7 protein-coding genes are annotated in these 21,900 nt (G+C 36.7%); all 7 read left to right on the top strand.

Features of this window, described 5'->3' with window-relative positions:
* Positions 1 to 18: 18 nt before the first annotated feature.
* Positions 19 to 3,831 carry a DNA-directed RNA polymerase subunit beta gene (gene rpoB, locus ACQ5J2_RS00550; protein ID WP_432671750.1) on the top strand — a complete coding sequence of 1,271 codons (3,813 nt, stop codon included), beginning with the start codon at positions 19 to 21 and terminating at the stop codon, positions 3,829 to 3,831.
* A 281-nt stretch (positions 3,832 to 4,112) separates the two neighbouring features.
* Entirely contained in the window at positions 4,113 to 8,438 is a 4,326-nt protein-coding gene (rpoC, locus tag ACQ5J2_RS00545) for a DNA-directed RNA polymerase subunit beta' (RefSeq protein WP_432671749.1), read from the top strand.
* A 131-nt stretch (positions 8,439 to 8,569) separates the two neighbouring features.
* Positions 8,570 to 8,887: a DUF3467 domain-containing protein gene (locus tag ACQ5J2_RS00540; RefSeq protein WP_432671748.1), complete on the top strand. Its 318-nt coding sequence runs from the start codon at positions 8,570 to 8,572 to the stop codon at positions 8,885 to 8,887.
* Positions 8,888 to 9,230: 343 nt separating this feature from the next.
* The gene (locus tag ACQ5J2_RS00535) at positions 9,231 to 14,648 is read left to right on the top strand and encodes a fibronectin type III domain-containing protein (RefSeq protein ID WP_432671747.1); all 5,418 of its coding nucleotides are present in this window, start codon (positions 9,231 to 9,233) and stop codon (positions 14,646 to 14,648) included.
* Positions 14,649 to 14,749: 101 nt separating this feature from the next.
* Positions 14,750 to 14,971 carry a hypothetical protein gene (locus ACQ5J2_RS00530; RefSeq protein ID WP_432671746.1) on the top strand — a complete coding sequence of 74 codons (222 nt, stop codon included), beginning with the start codon at positions 14,750 to 14,752 and terminating at the stop codon, positions 14,969 to 14,971.
* Between the two features lie 510 nt (positions 14,972 to 15,481).
* Positions 15,482 to 20,794 (top strand): fibronectin type III domain-containing protein, encoded by a 5,313-nt coding sequence (locus tag ACQ5J2_RS00525; protein WP_432671745.1) that lies wholly within the window; start codon positions 15,482 to 15,484, stop codon positions 20,792 to 20,794.
* A gap of 101 nt (positions 20,795 to 20,895) precedes the next feature.
* Positions 20,896 to 21,117: a hypothetical protein gene (locus ACQ5J2_RS00520; protein ID WP_432671744.1), complete on the top strand. Its 222-nt coding sequence runs from the start codon at positions 20,896 to 20,898 to the stop codon at positions 21,115 to 21,117.
* Positions 21,118 to 21,900: the final 783 nt, after the last annotated feature.

Below are 21,900 nucleotides of genomic sequence, written 5' to 3'. Positions count from 1 at the left end.
TCAAAATTTTGTCCATAGATGATAACAAATCAGACTGAAAGATTGAATTTTGCCTCTACTAAAAATATACCTAATTATCCAGATTTCTTGGATATTCAGGTTAAATCTTTTAAAGATTTTTTCCAATTGGAAACTAAATCTGATGAAAGAGGCGACGAAGGGCTTTACAATACCTTCATGGAAAACTTTCCAATCACTGACACTAGAAACCAATTCGTTTTAGAGTTCCTTGATTATTTTGTGGATCCACCACGTTACTCCATTCAAGAATGTATCGAAAGAGGTCTTACTTATAGTGTGCCTTTAAAAGCGCGCTTAAAACTGTACTGTACCGATCCTGAACACGAAGATTTTGAAACAATCGTACAAGACGTTTATTTAGGAACTATTCCTTACATGACGCCAAGTGGTACTTTTGTAATCAATGGTGCTGAACGTGTTGTTGTATCGCAATTACACCGTTCACCAGGTGTATTCTTTGGACAATCATTCCATGCTAATGGTACTAAATTATATTCTGCTCGTGTAATTCCTTTCAAAGGTTCTTGGATAGAATTTGCTACCGATATTAATAGTGTTATGTACGCTTATATCGATAGAAAGAAAAAATTACCTGTTACAACTTTATTTAGAGCTATTGGTTTCGAACGTGATAAAGATATCCTTGAGATATTTGACCTTGCAGAAGAAATCAAAGTTTCTAAAACAAGTTTAAAGAAATATATTGGTAGAAAACTAGCTGCAAGAGTATTGAACACGTGGCACGAAGATTTCGTGGATGAGGATACAGGAGAAGTAGTTTCTATTGAACGTAACGAAATCATCTTGGACCGTGATACAATTATCGACAAAGATAATGTGGAAGAAATCCTTGATGCAAACGTTAAAGTTATTTTGTTGCACAAAGAAGATGCTAATCAAGCTGATTATGCCATCATTCATAATACGCTTCAAAAAGATCCAACAAATTCTGAAAAAGAAGCCGTTGAGCATATCTACAGACAATTGCGTAATGCTGAACCGCCTGATGAGGAAACTGCTCGTGGAATTATCGATAAATTATTCTTTTCTGACCAACGTTACAATTTAGGTGAAGTAGGTCGTTATAGAATGAACAAAAAGTTAGGATTGGATATCCCTATGGAAAAGCAAGTCTTGACCAAAGAAGATATCATTACTATCGTTAAATATTTAATCGAATTGATCAACTCTAAAGCAGAGATTGATGATATCGATCACTTATCAAACCGTCGTGTTAGAACTGTTGGTGAACAACTTTCAGCTCAATTCGGTGTTGGTTTGGCTCGTATGGCTAGAACCATTCGTGAGCGAATGAACGTTAGAGATAACGAGGTGTTTACACCTATTGATTTGATTAATGCTAAAACATTATCATCAGTAATTAACTCATTTTTTGGAACGAACCAGTTGTCTCAATTTATGGATCAAACCAATCCATTAGCTGAAATAACACACAAGCGACGTTTGTCAGCCCTAGGACCTGGAGGTTTATCTAGAGAAAGAGCTGGATTTGAGGTACGTGATGTTCACTACACTCATTATGGTCGTTTATGTCCTATTGAAACTCCAGAGGGACCAAACATTGGACTTATCTCTTCACTTGGTGTTTATGCAAAAGTGAATGGAATGGGATTCATTGAAACGCCTTACCGTAAAGTTACAAACGGTCGATTGGTACTAGAAACAGAGCCTGTATATTTAAGTGCGGAGGAAGAAGAAGGTATGCTGATTGCTCAAGCCAATATCGAAATTGACAAGGATGGTAACATCACTGCTGAAAACGTTATTGCTAAGCAAGATGCCGATTTTCCAGTTGTAACGCCAAGTCAATTGGATTACGCTGATGTAGCTCCAAACCAAATTGCTTCAATTTCGGCTTCGTTAATTCCTTTCTTGGAACATGATGATGCGAATAGAGCGTTGATGGGGTCTAATATGATGCGTCAAGCCGTGCCATTATTACGTCCGGAAGCTCCGATTGTAGGTACAGGTTTGGAACGTCAAGTGGCTTCTGATTCTAGAGTATTGATTAATGCCGAAGGACCTGGAGTTGTTGAATATGTAGATGCAAATATCATCACTATTAAATACGACCGTACGGATGAAGAACGTATGGTAAGTTTTGATTCTGACGAAAAAACATACAATCTAATTAAATTTAGAAAAACCAATCAAAGTACTTCAATCAACTTGAAGCCTATCGTAAGAAAAGGGGACAGAGTTATAAAAGGACAAGTACTTTCTGAGGGTTATGCAACTCAAAATGGTGAGTTAGCTTTAGGTAGAAACTTAAAGGTAGCGTTTATGCCATGGAAAGGGTATAACTTTGAGGATGCGATTGTAATTTCTGAAAAAGTAGTTCGCGACGATATCTTTACTTCTATCCACATTGATGATTATTCATTAGATGTTCGTGATACGAAATTAGGTAACGAAGAGTTGACGAATGATATTCCTAACGTTTCTGAAGAGGCTACTAAAGACTTAGATGAAAACGGTATGATTAGAGTAGGTGCCGAGGTGAAACCTGGTGATATTTTAATTGGAAAAATTACTCCAAAAGGGGAATCAGATCCTACTCCAGAAGAGAAATTGCTTCGTGCAATCTTCGGAGACAAAGCAGGTGATGTAAAAGATGCTTCATTAAAAGCGTCTCCATCTTTACACGGTGTGGTTTTAGGTAAAAAATTATTCGCAAGAGCGGTTAAAGATAAACGAAAACGTTCTCAAGACAAAGACGCATTAGAAGGTCTAGAGTTGAGCTTTGAAGTTAAATTTAACGAGCTTAAAGATAAATTAATTGAAAAATTATTCAACATTGTTAATGGAAAAACTTCGCAAGGGGTAACCAACGATTTAGGAGAAGAAGTTTTACCAAAAGGTAAAAAATACACTCAGAAAATGTTGAATTCTGTTGAAGATTTTGCCCATTTAAGTAAAGGGAATTGGGTTTCTGATGACGAAACAAATAAGTTAGTTAATGATTTGATTCACAATTATAAAATCAAATTAAACGACTTACAAGGAGCGTTGAGAAGAGAGAAATTCACGATTACGGTTGGAGATGAACTTCCAGCTGGAATTTTGAAATTGGCAAAAGTATACATCGCTAAAAAACGTAAGTTGAAAGTGGGTGATAAAATGGCAGGACGTCACGGTAACAAAGGTATTGTTGCAAGAATCGTTCGTCATGAAGATATGCCTTTCTTGGAAGACGGAACTCCTGTTGATATCGTATTGAATCCACTTGGTGTACCATCTCGTATGAACATCGGACAGATTTACGAAACGGTTTTAGGTTGGGCTGGACAAAAGTTGGATCGTACATTTGCTACGCCAATTTTTGACGGAGCTTCTCTTGACCAAATCAATGAGTTAACAGATGAAGCTGGAATTCCACGATTCGGTCATACGTATTTGTATGATGGAGGAACTGGAGAGCGTTTCCATCAAAGAGCAACTGTTGGAGTGATCTACATGTTGAAACTTGGACATATGGTTGATGATAAAATGCACGCGCGTTCAATAGGGCCGTACTCATTAATCACACAACAACCATTAGGTGGTAAAGCACAATTTGGAGGTCAGCGTTTTGGAGAGATGGAAGTTTGGGCGCTTGAAGCTTATGGAGCGTCAAGTACTTTACGTGAAATCTTAACGGTAAAATCGGATGACGTTATTGGTAGAGCCAAAACTTACGAGGCAATCGTAAAAGGGGAATCAATGCCAGAACCAGGTTTGCCAGAATCATTCAACGTATTGATGCACGAATTGAAAGGTCTTGGACTTGACATTCGTTTAGAAGAATAAATAGTTAGTTTTCAGTGTTCCGTTTTTTAGTATTCAGTTATGAACTGCCTATTAAAAAGCTGAGCACTGAACACTTTTTTTAATTAGTTTTGGGATTTATACCCGTAAATCGTTCCGATTTTTTATTAAATTCTTTGAGAATTTATAATTAGCACTTCAATCAAAAGTTGGAGTTTAGAGAAGTAATTCGAGGTACTGGTTTAAGGTTTGGTGTTTTTGATAGCACTGGATTAGGAATCAAAATCAATTTTTTAATTGCACATAAATCAATAGTAAAAACTATGATGAATAATAGAAATAACAACAATTATAATAACAATAGAGATAAAACCCTAATCAAGAGGTTTAGCAAAATCTCTATCGGTTTAGCTTCTCCAGAATCTATTTTGGCAGAATCTCGTGGTGAAGTTTTAAAACCAGAAACCATCAACTATCGTACGCACAAACCAGAACGTGACGGTTTATTCTGCGAAAGAATTTTCGGACCTGTAAAGGACTTCGAATGTGCTTGTGGAAAATACAAACGTATCCGTTACAAAGGAATTGTTTGTGATAGATGTGGTGTAGAAGTTACAGAGAAAAAAGTACGTAGAGATAGAGTAGGACACATCAACTTGGTGGTTCCTGTAGCTCATATTTGGTACTTCCGTTCTTTGCCAAACAAAATTGGATACATCCTAGGATTGCCTTCTAAGAAATTAGACATGATTATCTACTACGAAAGATATGTAGTTATTCAAGCAGGTATTGCCACAAATCCAGAAGGTGAATCTGTAAAAAGATTAGACTTTTTGACAGAAGAAGAGTATTTGAATATTTTAGATACCCTTCCAGCTGATAACCAATATTTAGATGATTTTGACCCTAATAAATTCGTAGCCAAAATGGGTGCTGAATGTATTATGGACTTGCTAGCTCGTATTGATTTAGATACATTGTCTTATGATTTAAGACACGCGGCTAACAATGAAACGTCTAAACAACGTAAAACAGAAGCATTAAAAAGATTACAAGTTGTTGAGTCGTTCCGTGAGTCTAACTTAAACCGCGAAAACCGTCCAGAATGGATGATTATGAAAGTGGTTCCTGTTATTCCGCCAGAATTACGTCCGCTTGTGCCTCTTGATGGTGGTCGTTTTGCAACTTCGGATTTGAATGACTTATACCGTCGTGTGATTATCCGTAACAACCGTTTGAAAAGATTAATGGAGATTAAAGCTCCAGAAGTAATCTTGAGAAACGAAAAACGTATGTTGCAAGAATCGGTAGATTCATTATTTGACAACACACGTAAAGCGTCTGCTGTTAAAACAGAATCGAACAGACCATTGAAGTCGCTTTCTGATTCATTGAAAGGTAAACAAGGTCGTTTCCGTCAAAACTTACTTGGAAAACGTGTGGATTATTCTGCTCGTTCGGTAATTGTTGTTGGACCAGAATTAAAATTGTTCGAATGTGGTATCCCAAAAGATATGGCTGCCGAATTGTACAAGCCTTTCGTAATCCGTAAATTGATTGAAAGAGGAATTGTAAAAACAGTGAAATCTGCAAAGAAAATCATTGACAAAAAAGAACCAGTAGTTTGGGATATTCTAGAAAATGTAATTAAAGGGCATCCGGTATTATTAAACCGTGCTCCAACGTTACACAGACTTGGTATTCAGGCATTCCAGCCAAAATTAATTGAAGGAAAAGCAATTCAACTTCACCCATTAGTATGTACGGCATTTAACGCCGATTTTGATGGGGATCAAATGGCAGTTCACTTGCCACTTGGACCAGAAGCAATTCTTGAAGCACAATTATTGATGTTGGCTTCTCACAATATTTTGAATCCAGCGAATGGAGCACCGATTACGGTTCCTTCTCAGGATATGGTCTTGGGTCTGTATTACATGACCAAAGAGCGTTTGTCTGTTCCAGAACACAAAATTTTAGGTGAAGGATTAACTTTCTATTCTGCGGAAGAGGTAAATATCGCTTTGAATGAAGGAAGAGTTGAACTAAACGCTCGTGTTCGAATTAGAGCAAAAGATTTCAATGAAAATGGCGAATTGGTTTATAAAATTATTCAAACTACGGCAGGTCGTGTTTTGTTTAACGAAGTAGTGCCAGAAGCTGCAGGATACATCAATGATGTATTGACTAAGAAAAACTTAAGAGATATTATCGGTCACGTTTTAAGTGTTACCAATGTACCTACTACAGCGGCTTTCTTGGACAATATGAAAGATATGGGTTACAAATTTGCATTTAAAGGAGGCCTTTCGTTCTCATTAGGTGATATTCGTATTCCAGAACAAAAACAACAATTAATTGCAGATGCTCGAGTACAAGTAGAAGGAATTTCTGCGAATTACAACATGGGTCTTATTACCAATAACGAACGTTACAACCAAGTTATTGATATCTGGACTTCTGCAAATGCTCAGTTGACTGAATTAGCTATGAAAAATATCCGTGAAGACCAACAAGGTTTCAACTCGGTATACATGATGCTTGATTCAGGAGCGAGGGGTTCTAAGGAACAAATTCGTCAGTTAACAGGTATGCGTGGTTTGATGGCTAAGCCAAAAAAATCAACAGCCGGTGGTGGTGAAATTATTGAAAATCCAATTCTTTCAAACTTTAAGGAAGGACTTTCAATCTTAGAATACTTTATCTCAACGCACGGTGCTCGTAAAGGTCTTGCCGATACTGCACTTAAAACGGCGGATGCTGGATACTTAACTCGTAGATTGCACGATGTTTCTCAAGATGTTATTGTAAACATCGAAGATTGTGGAACCTTACGAGGAGTAGAAGTTTCTGCTTTGAAAAAGAATGAAGAAATAGTTGAAACTTTAGGAGAACGAATTTTAGGACGTGTTGCATTGCAAGATGTTATCAATCCTATGAATTCTGAAGTTCTTGTAGAGGCTGGAGTTCAAATTACTGAAGCAATTATGAAAGCTATTACGGCTGCACCAATTGAAAAGGTAGAAGTACGTTCGCCATTAACTTGTGAAGCTTTAAAAGGTATTTGTGCTAAATGTTACGGTAGAAATTTAGCTACTGGAAAAATGACACAAAGAGGAGAAGCTGTTGGTGTAATTGCCGCACAATCTATTGGAGAGCCTGGAACACAGTTAACACTTCGAACGTTCCACGTTGGAGGGGTTGCAGGAGGTTTGTCTGAAGAGTCAAGTATCGTTACTCGTTTTACAGGTCGTTTAGAAATAGAAGATTTGAAAACGGTAAAAGGTGAAGATTCTGAAGGGAAAATGACTGACATTGTGGTTTCTCGTTCAACAGAATTGAAATTAGTAGATTCTAAAACAGGAATTGTTCTAAATACACATAACTTACCATACGGATCAAGTATCTTCGTTAAAGACGGTGATTTAGTTGAAAAAGGAACAACAATCTGTAAGTGGGATCCTTATAATGGAGTAATTATTTCTGAATTTACAGGAAAAATTGCTTATGAAGATTTAGAGCAAGGTAGTTCGTTCATGGTTGAAGTTGATGAGCAAACTGGTTTCCAAGAGAAAGTAATTTCGGAAGGAAGAAATAAAAAATTAATTCCTACTTTATTGATTTATGGTAAAGACGGTGAATTGATTCGTTCGTATAACTTACCAGTTGGAGCCCACTTGATGGTTGAAGATGGTGAGAAAATTAAAGCAGGTAAGATTTTAGTAAAAATTCCACGTCGTTCGTCAAAATCAAGCGATATTACAGGAGGTTTACCAAGAATTACAGAGTTGTTAGAAGCTCGTAATCCTTCAAACCCAGCGGTAGTTTCAGAAATAGACGGTGTAGTTTCTTTTGGAAAAATCAAGAGAGGTAACCGTGAAATTATTATCGAATCTAAATTTGGTGAAATCAAGAAATACCTTGTGAAACTTTCAAGCCAGATTCTTGTTCAAGAAAATGACTTTGTAAGAGCGGGAGTGCCTTTGTCTGATGGAGCAATTACTCCAGATGACATCTTGAGAATTCAAGGACCAGCAGCTGTTCAGCAGTATTTGGTTAATGAAATTCAAGAAGTATACCGTTTGCAAGGGGTAAAAATCAACGACAAGCACTTTGAAGTAGTGATTCGTCAGATGATGCGTAAAGTTAGAGTGCAAGATCCAGGAGATACGTTGTTTCTAGAAGATCAATTGATTCACACGAAAGACTTTATCGTTGAAAATGATAAATTATACGGAATGAAAGTGGTCGAAGACGCTGGTGATTCAGATTCATTGAAACCAGGTCAGATTATTACTACACGTGACTTGCGTGATGAAAATTCACAATTAAAACGTTTAGACAAGAATTTAGTAGTAGCTCGTGAAGTAATTACAGCTACAGCTACACCAATCTTGCAAGGTATTACAAGAGCTTCGCTTCAAACGAAATCATTTATTTCTGCAGCATCGTTCCAAGAAACTACGAAAGTATTAAATGAAGCAGCAGTCGCTGGTAAAATAGATACATTAGAAGGATTGAAAGAGAATGTTATTGTTGGACACAGAATTCCAGCAGGAACAGGAATGAGAGAATACGACAATACGCTTGTAGGATCTAAAGATGATTTTAATGAATTATTAATTAACAAAGAAGAGTATAATTACTAAGAATTTATTTTCTAATTATATTATTCCTATATTTACTAAACCTAACAGTTCGCTGTTAGGTTTTTTTATAAAGTGAAAATAATATTCCAAAACCATTTAATCTTATAACCCATAACCTTAAACCCAAAAACATGAGCGATCAGAATCAAAATCAACCACAAGGACAAATAAACATTGAATTGGACGAAAAAACAGCAGAAGGCATTTATTCAAATCTTGCTATTATTAATCATTCTGCTTCAGAGTTTGTTGTCGACTATGTGTGTATTATGCCGGGAACACCAAAAGCAAAAGTGAAGTCAAGAGTTATCCTAACACCTCAACATGCCAGGCGTTTACTTAAAGCACTGGGTGAAAATATCCACCGCTACGAAATGGCACACGGTGAAATTAAGGATACAGAACAACCTGCAATTCCATTAAGTTTTGGACCTGCGGGTCAAGCCTAAAAAATGCAAAGCCTTTCGAAAGAGAGGCTTTTTTCTTATGTGTATTTATAAATTATAACGTTTTTCAAGTTAAAAACGTAGTGCAAATTTTACAATTGTTTATATTTCTACCGTTAAATGGCTATACGCCATGTTATTTAACATTTTGGGAAGATATATTTATATAATTTATTTTTAATAAATTTCATAAAATTTATCTTTTATAGCAGAAGTAGGTTGTTTTAAAAGCTATTTTTTGCTTTAATCGTAATTGTTTAAAAAATTAGTGTCTTTTTTGTAGTAAGTGTAATTAATGACTTATTTTTTTGCTAATTTAGTATCCTAATTTTTAACAATTATATTTATGAAAAAAAGTTACAATCAGAATTCAGCTAATAGAAGCTTGATTCTAAGACGAAAAGGAAAAGAACATTGGCTCGGATGGCTAACATTTTGTATGGCGCTTATAGGACTGAATTATTCAGCTCAAGCTCAGTTAGCTATTAAATATACTTTTGAAGCCAGTAATGGTACGTATTCTTCCATTAGTAGTACAGGTACTAGTATTCTTGCAATGGCTGCAGATAACAATCAGCAAAATCTAACGGGATTGCCTGGTTTTACGGTAAATGGAACAGCTTATACTAATGCCAGAGTGAGTTCAAATGGTTGGCTCATATTGTATGGGGCAACAGCGCCAACCAATACTACAGAATCAACGATACTATCTACAGCGGCAACTAATGGATCCGTTATTTTTGCTCCTATGAATGCTGACTTACACATATCAACTATAGGTAGTACGGGTTTTTATTACCAAACAATCGGTAATGAAAATATATTTGAATGGACGGATTATAGTCGTTATAGTTCTGGTGGCGGTGGTGATGTTTTGAATTTTCAGATTAGAATGAATACAGTTACAGGTGCAGTATCTTATGTATATGGTACATGTACACAAGGTTCGGGTCTTACATCTTCTTTTCAAATAGGTTGGAAAACTAATGGAACAACTTCTTCAAACTGGGCAACAGATATTAATAATTTAATGATAGATGCAACTGGTTCGTCTAATTCTTGTACTTGGCAAAATGCCGTAACAGGTAATTCTAATACTAGTACAATGTATTTTAACACTGCTAATCCTACGGTAAAACCATCAAGTGGTCTTACTTATACGTGGACTTCTCAAGCAGTAGTAAATCCTGTAAGAACATTTGCATCAGTTTCAATTATTACGGATAATGGCGCTACATTGTCATGGACTGCTCCTACAGGTGCTACACAATATAATGTACGCTACCGTGCTGTGGGTTCATGTTCTTGGACTAACTGGAGTGGAAACCCTGCAAACACTAATACTGCTATACTTACAGGGCTTAATGACAGCACTAATTATCAAATACAAGTTCAAGCCTCTGATGGAGTTAACAACAGTATTTGGTCGCATATACCATCGAGTAGTTCAGGTGCAGGAACTAATGGATATGTGGTAGCAGGTACATTTAAAACACTTATTCCCTCTTGTGCGGGAACTCCGCTTGCGGGAACAATATCTGGAGCTACTGTTAGACCAACTTGTGGGGGGGCTACCCCAAGTCCAAGTACTGTTACAGTTACAGGACAGTCTGTAAGTGGCCCGGGAATTACTTATCAGTGGGAAAAATCTACTGATAATCTCACTTGGGCAAATGCAACTGGCACTGGAAACGCTTCTGTTACTTATACGCTTCCAGCACATATTGCAGCTCAAACAGAATATTACCGATTGAAAGTTATGTGTGCAAATTCATCAGAATTTGCTTACAGTAATGTTTTACAAGTAACAGATCCGGTTGCTCCAACAACATTTGCAACAAATGTGACTACTTCTGTTTTACAAAATATTACAGCAACTGTTACTTGGACAAATGGTAATGGTACTCGAAGATTTGTAAAAATAAACACAACTAACAACTTTATTGATCCTGTTGATGCTCCAGGTCCTGCTTTAACAGCAAATACTGCTTATGCCGGTTCAGGAGAACAAATTATTTTTGACGGTACAGGAACTTCAGTTGCGGTTACAGGATTATCACCGTCTACTACTTATTATGTTCGTGTATATGAATATATGAGATGTGGTAGTACAGCACCTTTTTCGTATCTTTATCAAGCGGATACAGAGGATGATGGCTTAGGAAGCTTTATAACAACAAATCAGTACTGTACGCCTTCTTCAACAGGTACTGCGACTTATATTAATGAGTTCTCAACTAGTTTGGGAACTACAAATATTTCTAATTTAGCATCTGGATATACAACTGGGGGTTATCAAGACAATACGGCAACAACTGCTGTTACAAGCTTTGCAACTGGGGGGTTTAATTTTAATTTAGCCGTAGCTGGAGGAACTCTTGGAGCAGCAATTTGGATTGATTGGAACAATAATAAAACATTTGAAACTAGCGAAAGAGTGTTTGTGACAACAGGATATGGCGATGGTCCGTACTCAGGAACCATTACAGTTCCAGGTGGCACTGCTACGGGCGACTATAGAATGAGAGTAATGGTTGATTTTAATTCTTCAGCTCCGTCAAATCCTTGCATGACAGCTAATTTAAGAACAGAAACAGAAGATTATAAAGTTGTTGTTGCGGCAATTCCTTCTTGTTTAGCTCCGACGGCTTTAGCATCATCAAACATTGCTTCAACTACAGCAACATTGAGCTGGACAGCTTCTGCTTCAACTCCAACAAATGGATATGATGTTTATTACAATACTACAAATACAGCTCCAACAACGGGAACGGCACCAACTATTAATAATCATGCAGCATCTCCATACAATGCAACTGGTTTAACGGCTTCAACTACTTATTACTGGTGGGTTCGTTCAGACTGTGGAGATACAAGTACATGGGCTACTGGTGGAAGTTTTGTAACACCATGTGCTAGCATTGCTACTTTCCCATTTGTAGAATCATTTGATGCTACAAGTACAACATTAGCTTGTTGGGGCGTTTCTGCAGGTGCAGGTGCAACTTATAATTGGGAAGTAACTACAGCTGACGCAACTAATGGAGCGGCTACACCAGCTTCAACAGCTCGTTTTGCATTTTTAAATGTTTATAATGCTCAAACTACTTACAATACTTATAATATTTTTACACCTACATTTGAATTAGACGCTACAGCTAAAAGATTAACGTATAATTACTTTTTAGGTAGTGGTGGATATACAACAACTCCAATTCCATTATCTGTATTCATTAGTGTTAATGGAGGTGCATTTACAAGTATTTATGGCCACACAACGGCCAACTCCACTTTTGCTACGGCAACAGGTTCACCATGGCAGTTAAATGTTATTGATTTAAGTACGTATGTGGGACAAACAATACAATTGGCTTTTGTATCTAATTCTAACTATGGCTCAGGGATCACTAATCAGGGAATTGATCAAGTAACTATTGAGAATATTCCATCTTGTTTAGCGCCAACGGCTCTAGCTAGTTCTGCGATTACAACAACAACAGCCACACTTTCTTGGACTGCATCTGCATCAACTCCTGCAAATGGATATGATATTTATTACAGTACAACAAATACAGCTCCATTAGCTGGAACGACACCAACTGCTGATAATCACACAGCATCGCCTCTAAATGCGACAGGATTAGCAGAATCAAGTACCTATTATTGGTGGGTTCGTTCAGACTGTGGTGTTGAAACGAGTACTTGGGCTTCAGGTGGTAGTTTTAATACAATCACTCCACCACCAACTAATGAAAATTGTGCTGGAGCAATAGCTTTGGTTTGTAATGCTACAGCAGCAACCTATTCCTCAGTTGGCTCAACTGCGGTTGCTCCAGCTGGTTGTACTATCGCAAGTAAAGGTATTTGGTTCTCATTTGTGGGTACTAGTGGCGATATCACAATTAACTCTACAGCTAGTTTTGATCACAAAATGTCAATACAAACAGGTTCTTGTGCAGAGTTAACATGGATTGACTGTAAAGACGGTTCACTTGGTGCTGAAACGTACACGATTGAAAATTCAGTATTAGGCCAGACATATTACGTATATGTTGCTCATTATAGCAGTTCTTCAACTACTACAGGTAATATAACTATTAGTATTGTTTGCGAAGCAGTGTGTCCAACTGGTGTTTGGGTAGGGACAACAAGTACAGCATGGTCTACAGCAAGTAACTGGGCTGATAATATGGTTCCAGAAACATGTACAGCTGTAACGGTTAATAACGCAGCTCCAATGACTATTTCTTCTGATGTAACAGTTGCTTCACTTACATTAGGAGCTACTGCAAACGTTACTGTAAACGGAACTTTAAACGTAGGAAATATTTCAGTTGCTACAGGTGGAATGATGACAGTTGCAAATAATGCGGTATTATTACAGACTGCTTTAGCAACAAATTCAGGAATGGTAACGGTTAAACGTAATTCATCAGATTTGTTCCGTCAAGATTATACATTGTGGTCATCACCTGTTACAGGTCAAAACTTACGTGCATTTTCAACGCAAACATTATTTAATCGTTTCTCTTCTTATGATAATACAATTGGAGCAAATGGTGATTATGTACAAGAAATAATTACAACAGCAGATGTAACTAATAAGACATTTACAAATGCAAAAGGTTATTTAATTCGTATGCCTAACAATTGGGTAGAAGTAGCTAGCTCAAATCCTGCAATGCCATACCTTGGTAGCTTTACAGGAGTGTTGAACAATGGTGCTGTATCAATTGCACTTTCAGGAGCAAATAACAAATTGAATTTAGTAGGTAATCCTTATGCATCGCCTATTTCTATTGCAGCATTTTTTGCAGCTAATACGAATCTAGATCAAACATTGTATTTCTGGAGAAAGAAAGCGAGTGCTACTCCTGGAAATACTGCAAGTGGTTATGCTACCTATAATACAATGGGATTTGTGAGTGCTGATACGGATATCAATGGAGTAGTTCCAACCAATATTCAAACAGGACAGGGGTTCTTTGTAGTAGCAAATTCTGCTGCTCCAGGCAACTTAGTGTTTAACAATACTATGCGAAATAATGGTGCAGCTACGTTCTACAAAGGAGCTACTGAAACACCAGCTGAATTACACCGTATGTGGTTAAATTTATCTAATGCTACTACTGTGGTAGGTCAAACATTAATTGCATACGCAACTGGAGCAACTCAAGGAGTAGATGCTGGTATTGATGCTGTTTACTTTAATGACAGTGATTTAGCATTGACTACTTTGATAAACAATGCTGAATATATTATTCAAGGAAGAAGCTTACCATTTGTAAACACAGATATTGTTCCTCTAGGATTCAAATCAGATGTTGCAGGAAGTTTTACTATTTCATTGTCTAACTTTGATGGATTGTTTGTAGAAAACCAGGACATCTTCTTGAAAGATAATGTTACAGGTACTGTGCAAAACTTAAAACTGGCGGCTTATACGTTTGCAACTCCAGTAGGAGTTTACAACACACGTTTTGAAGTACAATATACAAACAGTACATTAGGAACGAATAATCCATTACTAGCAGACCAAACGATTTTGATTGGTGTGAAAGACCAAAAAATAAAAATCAATGCGGGTTCAGTTATAATGGATAAAATCGAGCTTATTGATGTTGCGGGAAGAGTTATTTATACGCAAGACGGCGTAAATGCTACTACAGCAACTCTTGAAAACGTAGTTTCAGCAAACCAAATGCTGATAGTACGAATTAGTACTGCAGCCAATGGTGTAGTAAATCAAAAAATAATATTTTAAAGTAGGAACTATGAAATCGCCGTTGACAAGTTTGCAAAAACAAACAAATTTAAGGATGCGGCGATTCCATAATTCAAATTAATAATGATAAATAATTCCATATGAAAATTAATAAAGTATCAAAAGTCTTCTTGACTTTAGTATTCTTCCTTTCAGTAAGTAGTGTATTTGCACAATTTCCTGAAGATCCAGATCCAGTAGTTGATCCGGAAGAAGCGCCTTTAGATCCGGCACCAATTAGTGACTACATCTTTCCAATGTTGGCCTTAGGAGTTGCAGTAGCTTTTATTTTACTAAAAAAGAAAGCGACTGCACAAGTGTAGGACGATTATCAATTTGTTATTTATAGAACCTTCTCAGCAATGAGAAGGTTTTTTTTGTTTCTGCTTTTAATAGCGGTTCGTTTCTTCAGTTAAGAAGATAGCAGTGTTTAGGCTTTTAAAATGATATAAATTATTTCTATAGTGTTGTTTATTTATAAAAGGAACTCTCTACACTTCTTTCTATTAATAGAAAAATAGTGTGTTAGGGTCTTTACGTGCATTTCTTTAGGAGTTTACTATAGAAAAATTGGGTAATAATTTGTAAATAATTTGAATTGCTGGACGTTTAAAAGTAATTTGTTAAGTTTTCTGTTCGAAGTTTAGTAATTGTAATAAAATAGCGTTTTTTGGCAAATTTAAATTTAAATTAAACAAAAAAACAAGTTAAAAGTAGGAATTATCTTGCATTTACCGCCTAAAACGAAACATTTTAATAACTTTTGTTGATTCATGTGCTGCTTAACAAATATTTATGTTAACTTACAGTTCTAATTTTTAACAGAATAAAATATGAAGGAAATTTACAATCGGGATTTGGTCAAAGTTGGCACGAATCTCAACGGGAAAAAAAGAGGGCGATGGCTCGGATGGATGTCTTTGTGCATGTTGCTTTTAGTGGGAACATCAGGATTTGCACAAGAGACGGGAACAATTCAAGTAGGTAGTGGTAGTGAAACTGTATCTGGTAGTATAGCGGCACCAATTAGTAATTACGTATATAATTATAGTCAGCAAATTATTACAGCTTCACAATATGCAATTGGTGGAGGGACTTCTGGTACTATCACTAAAATAAGGTTTAAAGCAACAAGCCTAGGAACTTTGGCCGTTTGGAACAACTGGACTGTTTTTATAGGAAATACTACTAAAACATCATTTGAAACAGACACAGATTGGGTACCAGTCAGTAATTTGACTCAAGTTTTTAGTGGGATATTGTCTCCTGATCCAACTGCAAACAACTGGTTTGAAATTACATTTTCAACTCCCTTTAATTATACAGGGGATAACCTTGTTGTAGCAGTTGATGAAAATACACTTGGATGGCAAACAGCACCAACTTTTAGTTCATTTACTTCTACATCCAATTCATGTATAATGTATAGAAGTGATAGTGCAAATCCTGACCCTGCAAGTCCACCAACGGCGTTTCAAAGAACTGCTGTATTGTCGCAAATGCAGTTTGAAGGAACTTTAGCTTCATGTTTAGTACCGACAAATTTTACGGCTTCAAATTTAACAGTAGCTTCAGCAACACTTTCTTGGGATGGGTCTTCCAGTGCTCCAACAAGTGGTTATGATGTATATTATAGTGCAACTAACACAGCTCCAGCAGCCGAGACATTGCCTACATTAGATAATCAAATGGGGATTAGTGCTCAGGCAACAGGTTTAAGTGCAGCCACAACTTATTACTGGTGGGTTCGATCTGACTGTGGTTCAGGTCAAAGTTCGTGGGTATCAGGCGGAAGTTTTACAACATTATGTAACGCTACTACTATTCCTTATGTAATGCCAATCGAAGCTGCTGTTATTCCGGCGTTACCCGCTTGCACGAATGTTCATAATGTAAATGCGGATTCAAATACTTGGATTATTCAGCCAAGTAGCTCAGATACTTCTGGGATTACTGGAAAGGTTATGGCATATTTTTACAACAGTTCTAATACAGCAAACGACTGGCTTTTCACTAATAGTTTAGCGTTAACAGCGGGTACATCTTACCAGTTAAAATTCAAATATAAAGACACCTTTTATGTGGAGAAATTAAAAGTAGCTTTAGGTACTTCTGCAATAAATTCTGCAATGACTACTACATTATTTGATGTTGCCACAGGTGATGCAAATGCAACTGTTTCTCAGGTCATCACTTTCAGTGTGCCTGCATCGGGCAACTATAATATTGGGTTTCAATGTTATTCAGATGCGGATATGAATGCTTTATTTTTAGGGGAAATTTCTGTTGCACTTGCACCTGCTTGTGTTGCTCCAACAGTTCTTGCTGCTTCAAATCTAACTTTTGAATCTGCTGATTTGTCTTGGACAAGTGGAGGTACTAACTTTGATATTGAATGGGGGACTCAAGGTTTTGCACAAAGTGAAGGAACAATGATTAATGGAGTTTCAAATAACTATACTTTAAGTGGACTTGATGCGAATATAACTTATAGTTATTTTGTTCGTAATGCGTGTGGAGGTTCTGATGGGAATAGTACTTGGTCTGGACCGTTTAGCTTTTATACGGGTTATTGTGTTCCTACAGGAACTTCAAGCAGTTACAGAATAAGTGGAGTTTCTACAAGTGGAGGTTCTACAAATATTTCTAACTTGACTAATGGAACAACTAGTGCGTACAATGATTATTCTGCAATGAGTGTAGCACAATATCCAGGCGGGTTAATTTCTTACAATGTTGTTGTGCCTTCTTCTACGGGAATTAAAATTTGGATAGATTTAAATAACGATTTGGTTTTTGATGTTTCAGAACTTGTAGTTGAGCACACCGCAACGTCACCAACAGGTGGCGCTTGGACAGGTTCATTAACACTGCCAGAATTGTTGCCTTTAGGTGATTACAGAATGAGAATTCGTTCAAATTATTATGGTTATACTTTTGATGCTTGTGGAGCTGCTCAATTTAACTATGGTGAGGCGGAAGACTACACATTGTCTGTAGTTGCACCTCCATCCTGTTTGCCTGTAACAAATCTTAATGTTTCAAGTATAACTTTAACTTCGGCTGATTTATTATGGGATAGTGAAGGCTCCGTTTTTGATGTGGAGTATGGAATTCCGGAATTTGTACAAGGTGAAGGTGATTTAGTTGAAGGGGTAGATAGTGGGTATACTTTAGGTAGTTTGGAGTCAAACACTTCTTATAGTTTCTATGTACGTCAAAATTGTGATTTGAATGGTTTTAGCACATGGACTGGACCTTTCACTTTTAAAACTTTATGTGGTGCTGTAAGTACGCTTCCCTACGTTGAGAATTTTGATACATACGGTACGGGGTCTGAAGCTTTTCCAGACTGTTGGATAAGACCGGTAACTTATACAAGCGGATCTATTTGGCCATCAATTGTTGCGGCAAACCCTGCTAGTTCTCCAAATACATTAAGGTTTCAATCAGCAGTAGGAACGCCTACATATGGTGTTTCACCTGCATATAGTGAAGATATTCATAATCTTCGCGTTAAATTTATGTTGAAAAGAGAAGGGGCTAGCTCAGGGACTATGGATATAGGCGTAATGAGTGACCCGATGGATATCAGTTCTTTTGAACTTGTACAAACTATTGATCCTAGTGACAATTTAATGACGGAGTATACATTCAATTTGAACGCTACAGTTCTTACAGGTGGTAACATACGTATTGCATTAAGACATAATTCCAATGCAGATAATTATTATTACTGGATGGATGATTTTAAGGTAGAGCTTATACCTACTTGCGTAGAGCCAACTGATTTAATTGCCAACAACCTTGGATTTACAACAGCTGACCTTTCATGGACAAGTGACGGTACTTCATTCGATGTAGAATATGGGGATTTAGGATTCACTCAGGGAGACGGTATTTCAGAAAGTGTTACTTCTAATGACTTAAGTTTAACGGATCTTACTGCAGGAACTACTTACAGTTATTATGTACGTACTATTTGTGGTGAGGCTACAAGTAATTGGTCAGGTCCATATAATTTCAGTACAGTAGGTAAAGCCAGTGTGCCTTGGTCTCAAGGTTTTGCCACAGCTACACTTCCAGCAAGTTGGGTAAACGGTGGATTTACAGTTAGTACAACTACTGCTATAGCCCCAGGTGCAACTACAAATTACATGTATAAAAATTTATGGTCTAGTGGTACTAGCGCTAACTTTCAAACTATTCACGTAGGGGAATTAGGAACGGATAATCACTTAAAGTTCAATTATAAATTAGCAGATTATGATTTTCCTTATGCTACTCCGGAAGCTGGGTCTGGTAATTTTATTGTAGAAATCCAGCAATTCCCATCAGCAACTTGGACGGAATTAGCCACAGTTTCAAATAATGGTTTATCAGGTTGGAAAGAAGTTTCGTATGACCTTGCAGCCTATTCGGGAGAAATTATTAAAGTCCGAATTACGGGTAACTGGATTTCTGGAGATTATTACCTTGCTTTAGATAATTTTAGTATTGCGCCATTATGTCCAACAGGAGTTTGGGTAGGCGCGACTGATACTTCATGGAGTACTGCAAGTAACTGGGCAGATAATATGGTTCCTCAACCTTGTGCAGATGTAACTGTGAATGAAACCAATCCATTGGTTATTTCATCTGACGTAGAAGTAGCATCTATCTCTGTTGGAGCTAACGCAAATGTTACTGTAAACGGAACTTTAAATGTAGGTGACGTAACAGTTGCTGAAGGAGGAATGCTAACAGTTGCAAATGATGCAGTGGTCTTACAAACAGCTTTAGCCACAAATTCAGGAATGGTAACGGTAAAACGTAATTCAATACCATTGTTCCGTCAAGATTATACATTATGGTCATCACCTGTTTCAGGTCAAAACTTACGTGCATTTTCTACGCAAACCTTATACAACCGTTTCTCATCTTATGACCCAACGTTAGGAACTAATGGTAACTATGTACAAGAAATTGTAACTGTAGCAGACATGAACACAAAAACGTTTGGAACGGCAAAAGGATACTTAATTCGTATGCCAAATAATTGGGTGGAAATTGGAAGTTCAAATCCAGCTCAACCTCATTTAGGTTCATTTACAGGTGCATTTAATAATGGAGTTGTGTCTATTGCACTTTCAGGAGCTAATAACAAACTAAACTTGGTAGGAAATCCTTATGCATCTCCTATTTCAATTGCGGCTTTCTTTGCAGCAAACACCAACATTGATGAAACTTTGTATTTCTGGAGAAAAAAAGGAAGTGAGTTTTCTATTGCAAGTGGTTATGCTACTTATACAGCAATGGGAATAGCAAGTGCGGATACAGATATTGACGGTACGATGCCAATGAATATTGAAACTGGGCAAGGATTCTTCGTAGTAGCTAATTCAGTTGCTCCAGGAAACTTAGTGTTCAATAACACGATGCGTAATAATGGTACAGCTACTTTTTATAAAGGAGCTAATGAAAGTACTACAGAAATGCACCGTTTCTGGTTGAACTTATCCGATGCAACAAATGTAGTAGGACAAACATTAATTGGTTATAGAAGTGGAGCAACAGAAACTGTTGATGCAGGAGTTGATGCTTTGTATTTCAATGACAGCCCAACAGCCTTGACCTCTATCATTAATGATGCTGAATACATCATTCAAGGTAGAAGCGTTCCTTTTGTAAACACAGATATTGTTCCTCTAGGATTCAAATCAGATGTTGCAGGAGACTTTACTATTGCATTGTCTAACTTTGACGGATTGTTTGCAGAAAACCAAGACATTTTCTTGAAAGATAATGTTGCAGGTATCGTACACGATTTGAAATTAGAAGACTATACATTTGCTACTCCAGTTGGAATATTCAACGAGCGTTTTGAAGTACAATACATAAACAGTACTTTAGGAACAGATAATCCAATTGCAGCAGGTCATGCTATTTTGATTGGTGTTAAAGACCAAAAAATCAAAATCAATGCAGGTTCAATTGTGATGGAAAAAATCGAGTTGATTGATGTAGCTGGAAGAGTGATTTATACGCAAGATGGCGTTAATGCTACTACAGCAACTCTTGAAAATGTAGTTTCAGCTAACCAAATGCTGATCGTACGAATTAGTACTGCAGCCAATGGCGTAGTAAATCAAAAAATAATATTTTAAATGTAAGAACTATGAAATCGCCGTTGACAAGTTTGCAAAAGCAAACAAATTAAGGAAGCGGCGATTTTATATTACAAATTAATAACAATAAATTATTCGATATGAAAATAAATAAAGTATCAAAAGTCCTCTTAACTTTAGTGTTCTTTCTTTCAGTAAGTAGTGTATTTGCACAATTTCCTGAGGATCCAGATCCAGTAGTTGATCCAGAAGAAGCACCTTTAGATCCAGCACCAATTAGTGACTACCTCCTGCCAATGTTGGTCTTAGGAGTTGCAACTGCTTTTTTATTATTAAAAAAGAAAGCCACTGCAAAAGTGTAGAACTAATAATTAATCTGTTTTTTATAAAACCTTCTCAGCAATGAGAAGGTTTTTTTGTGTTTGATTCAAGCCAAAAGAGAGAGCATTAAATAGTCGAAGATTTAAATTTTTTAGTAACGGTATAACTGTTGGTTTAGAGCTATTTAATGATAGGCGGAATCGATTTCAAGCTAATTTCGATTTCTGCGGAAAGGTAACAAAGCACTTATGTAGCCACGTAAATGTTTTTATTTAAATTAACATCATAATTTTGCCGGAGAAATTGTATTGGTTTCTTACGTCACGTGATTCCTTCTGCGAAAAGACACAGCTGAAATTAAATAAAACTCTAATTTAATGACAATGAATGCACCAATCCTTTGTTGTAATTTAATAATAGAGAAAGAAAAACTGCCCTATAATAAAAACCAAGATGCTTAAGGGATACTTAAGGGGTACTTAAGGGATAGTGTTGGTGTGGCTTCCAAGAAAGCTCGTTTGTAAAGAGTGCTAAATCATAGCACAGGATAAATAATATAACAATAACGCTTTTGACTATGGTATTTTGCACTGTTAGTGGAGTAGGATCTCCAGGCCCATAACTTCCAGAAGAAAAGCGAAGAAACAGGAGTTTTAGATACAGCACCAATTAATGATTATTTAATACCTATGTTGGTATTAGGAGTTGTAACGGCTTTTGTTTTGTTAAAAAAGAAAGCACCTGCAAGAGTTTAGAAATAGTAATTAATCTGTTTTTTTTTATAAAACATTTTCCGAAATAAGGAGATTTTATTTGTAAAAAAA

The sequence above is a fragment of the Flavobacterium sp. SM2513 genome (genome assembly GCF_050908145.1).
GTDB lineage: Bacteria > Bacteroidota > Bacteroidia > Flavobacteriales > Flavobacteriaceae > Flavobacterium.
This window is presented reverse-complemented; position numbering and strand designations above follow the sequence as displayed.

Bases quoted from the DNA above. Each gene is read 5' to 3' on its own strand.
- rpoB (WP_432671750.1), top strand. From the start codon at position 19: ATGATAACAAATCAGACTGAAAGATTGAATTTTGCCTCTACTAAAAAT.
- rpoC (WP_432671749.1), top strand. From the start codon at position 4,113: ATGATGAATAATAGAAATAACAACAATTATAATAACAATAGAGATAAA.
- ACQ5J2_RS00540 (WP_432671748.1), top strand. From the start codon at position 8,570: ATGAGCGATCAGAATCAAAATCAACCACAAGGACAAATAAACATTGAA.
- ACQ5J2_RS00535 (WP_432671747.1), top strand. From the start codon at position 9,231: ATGAAAAAAAGTTACAATCAGAATTCAGCTAATAGAAGCTTGATTCTA.
- ACQ5J2_RS00530 (WP_432671746.1), top strand. From the start codon at position 14,750: ATGAAAATTAATAAAGTATCAAAAGTCTTCTTGACTTTAGTATTCTTC.
- ACQ5J2_RS00525 (WP_432671745.1), top strand. From the start codon at position 15,482: ATGAAGGAAATTTACAATCGGGATTTGGTCAAAGTTGGCACGAATCTC.
- ACQ5J2_RS00520 (WP_432671744.1), top strand. From the start codon at position 20,896: ATGAAAATAAATAAAGTATCAAAAGTCCTCTTAACTTTAGTGTTCTTT.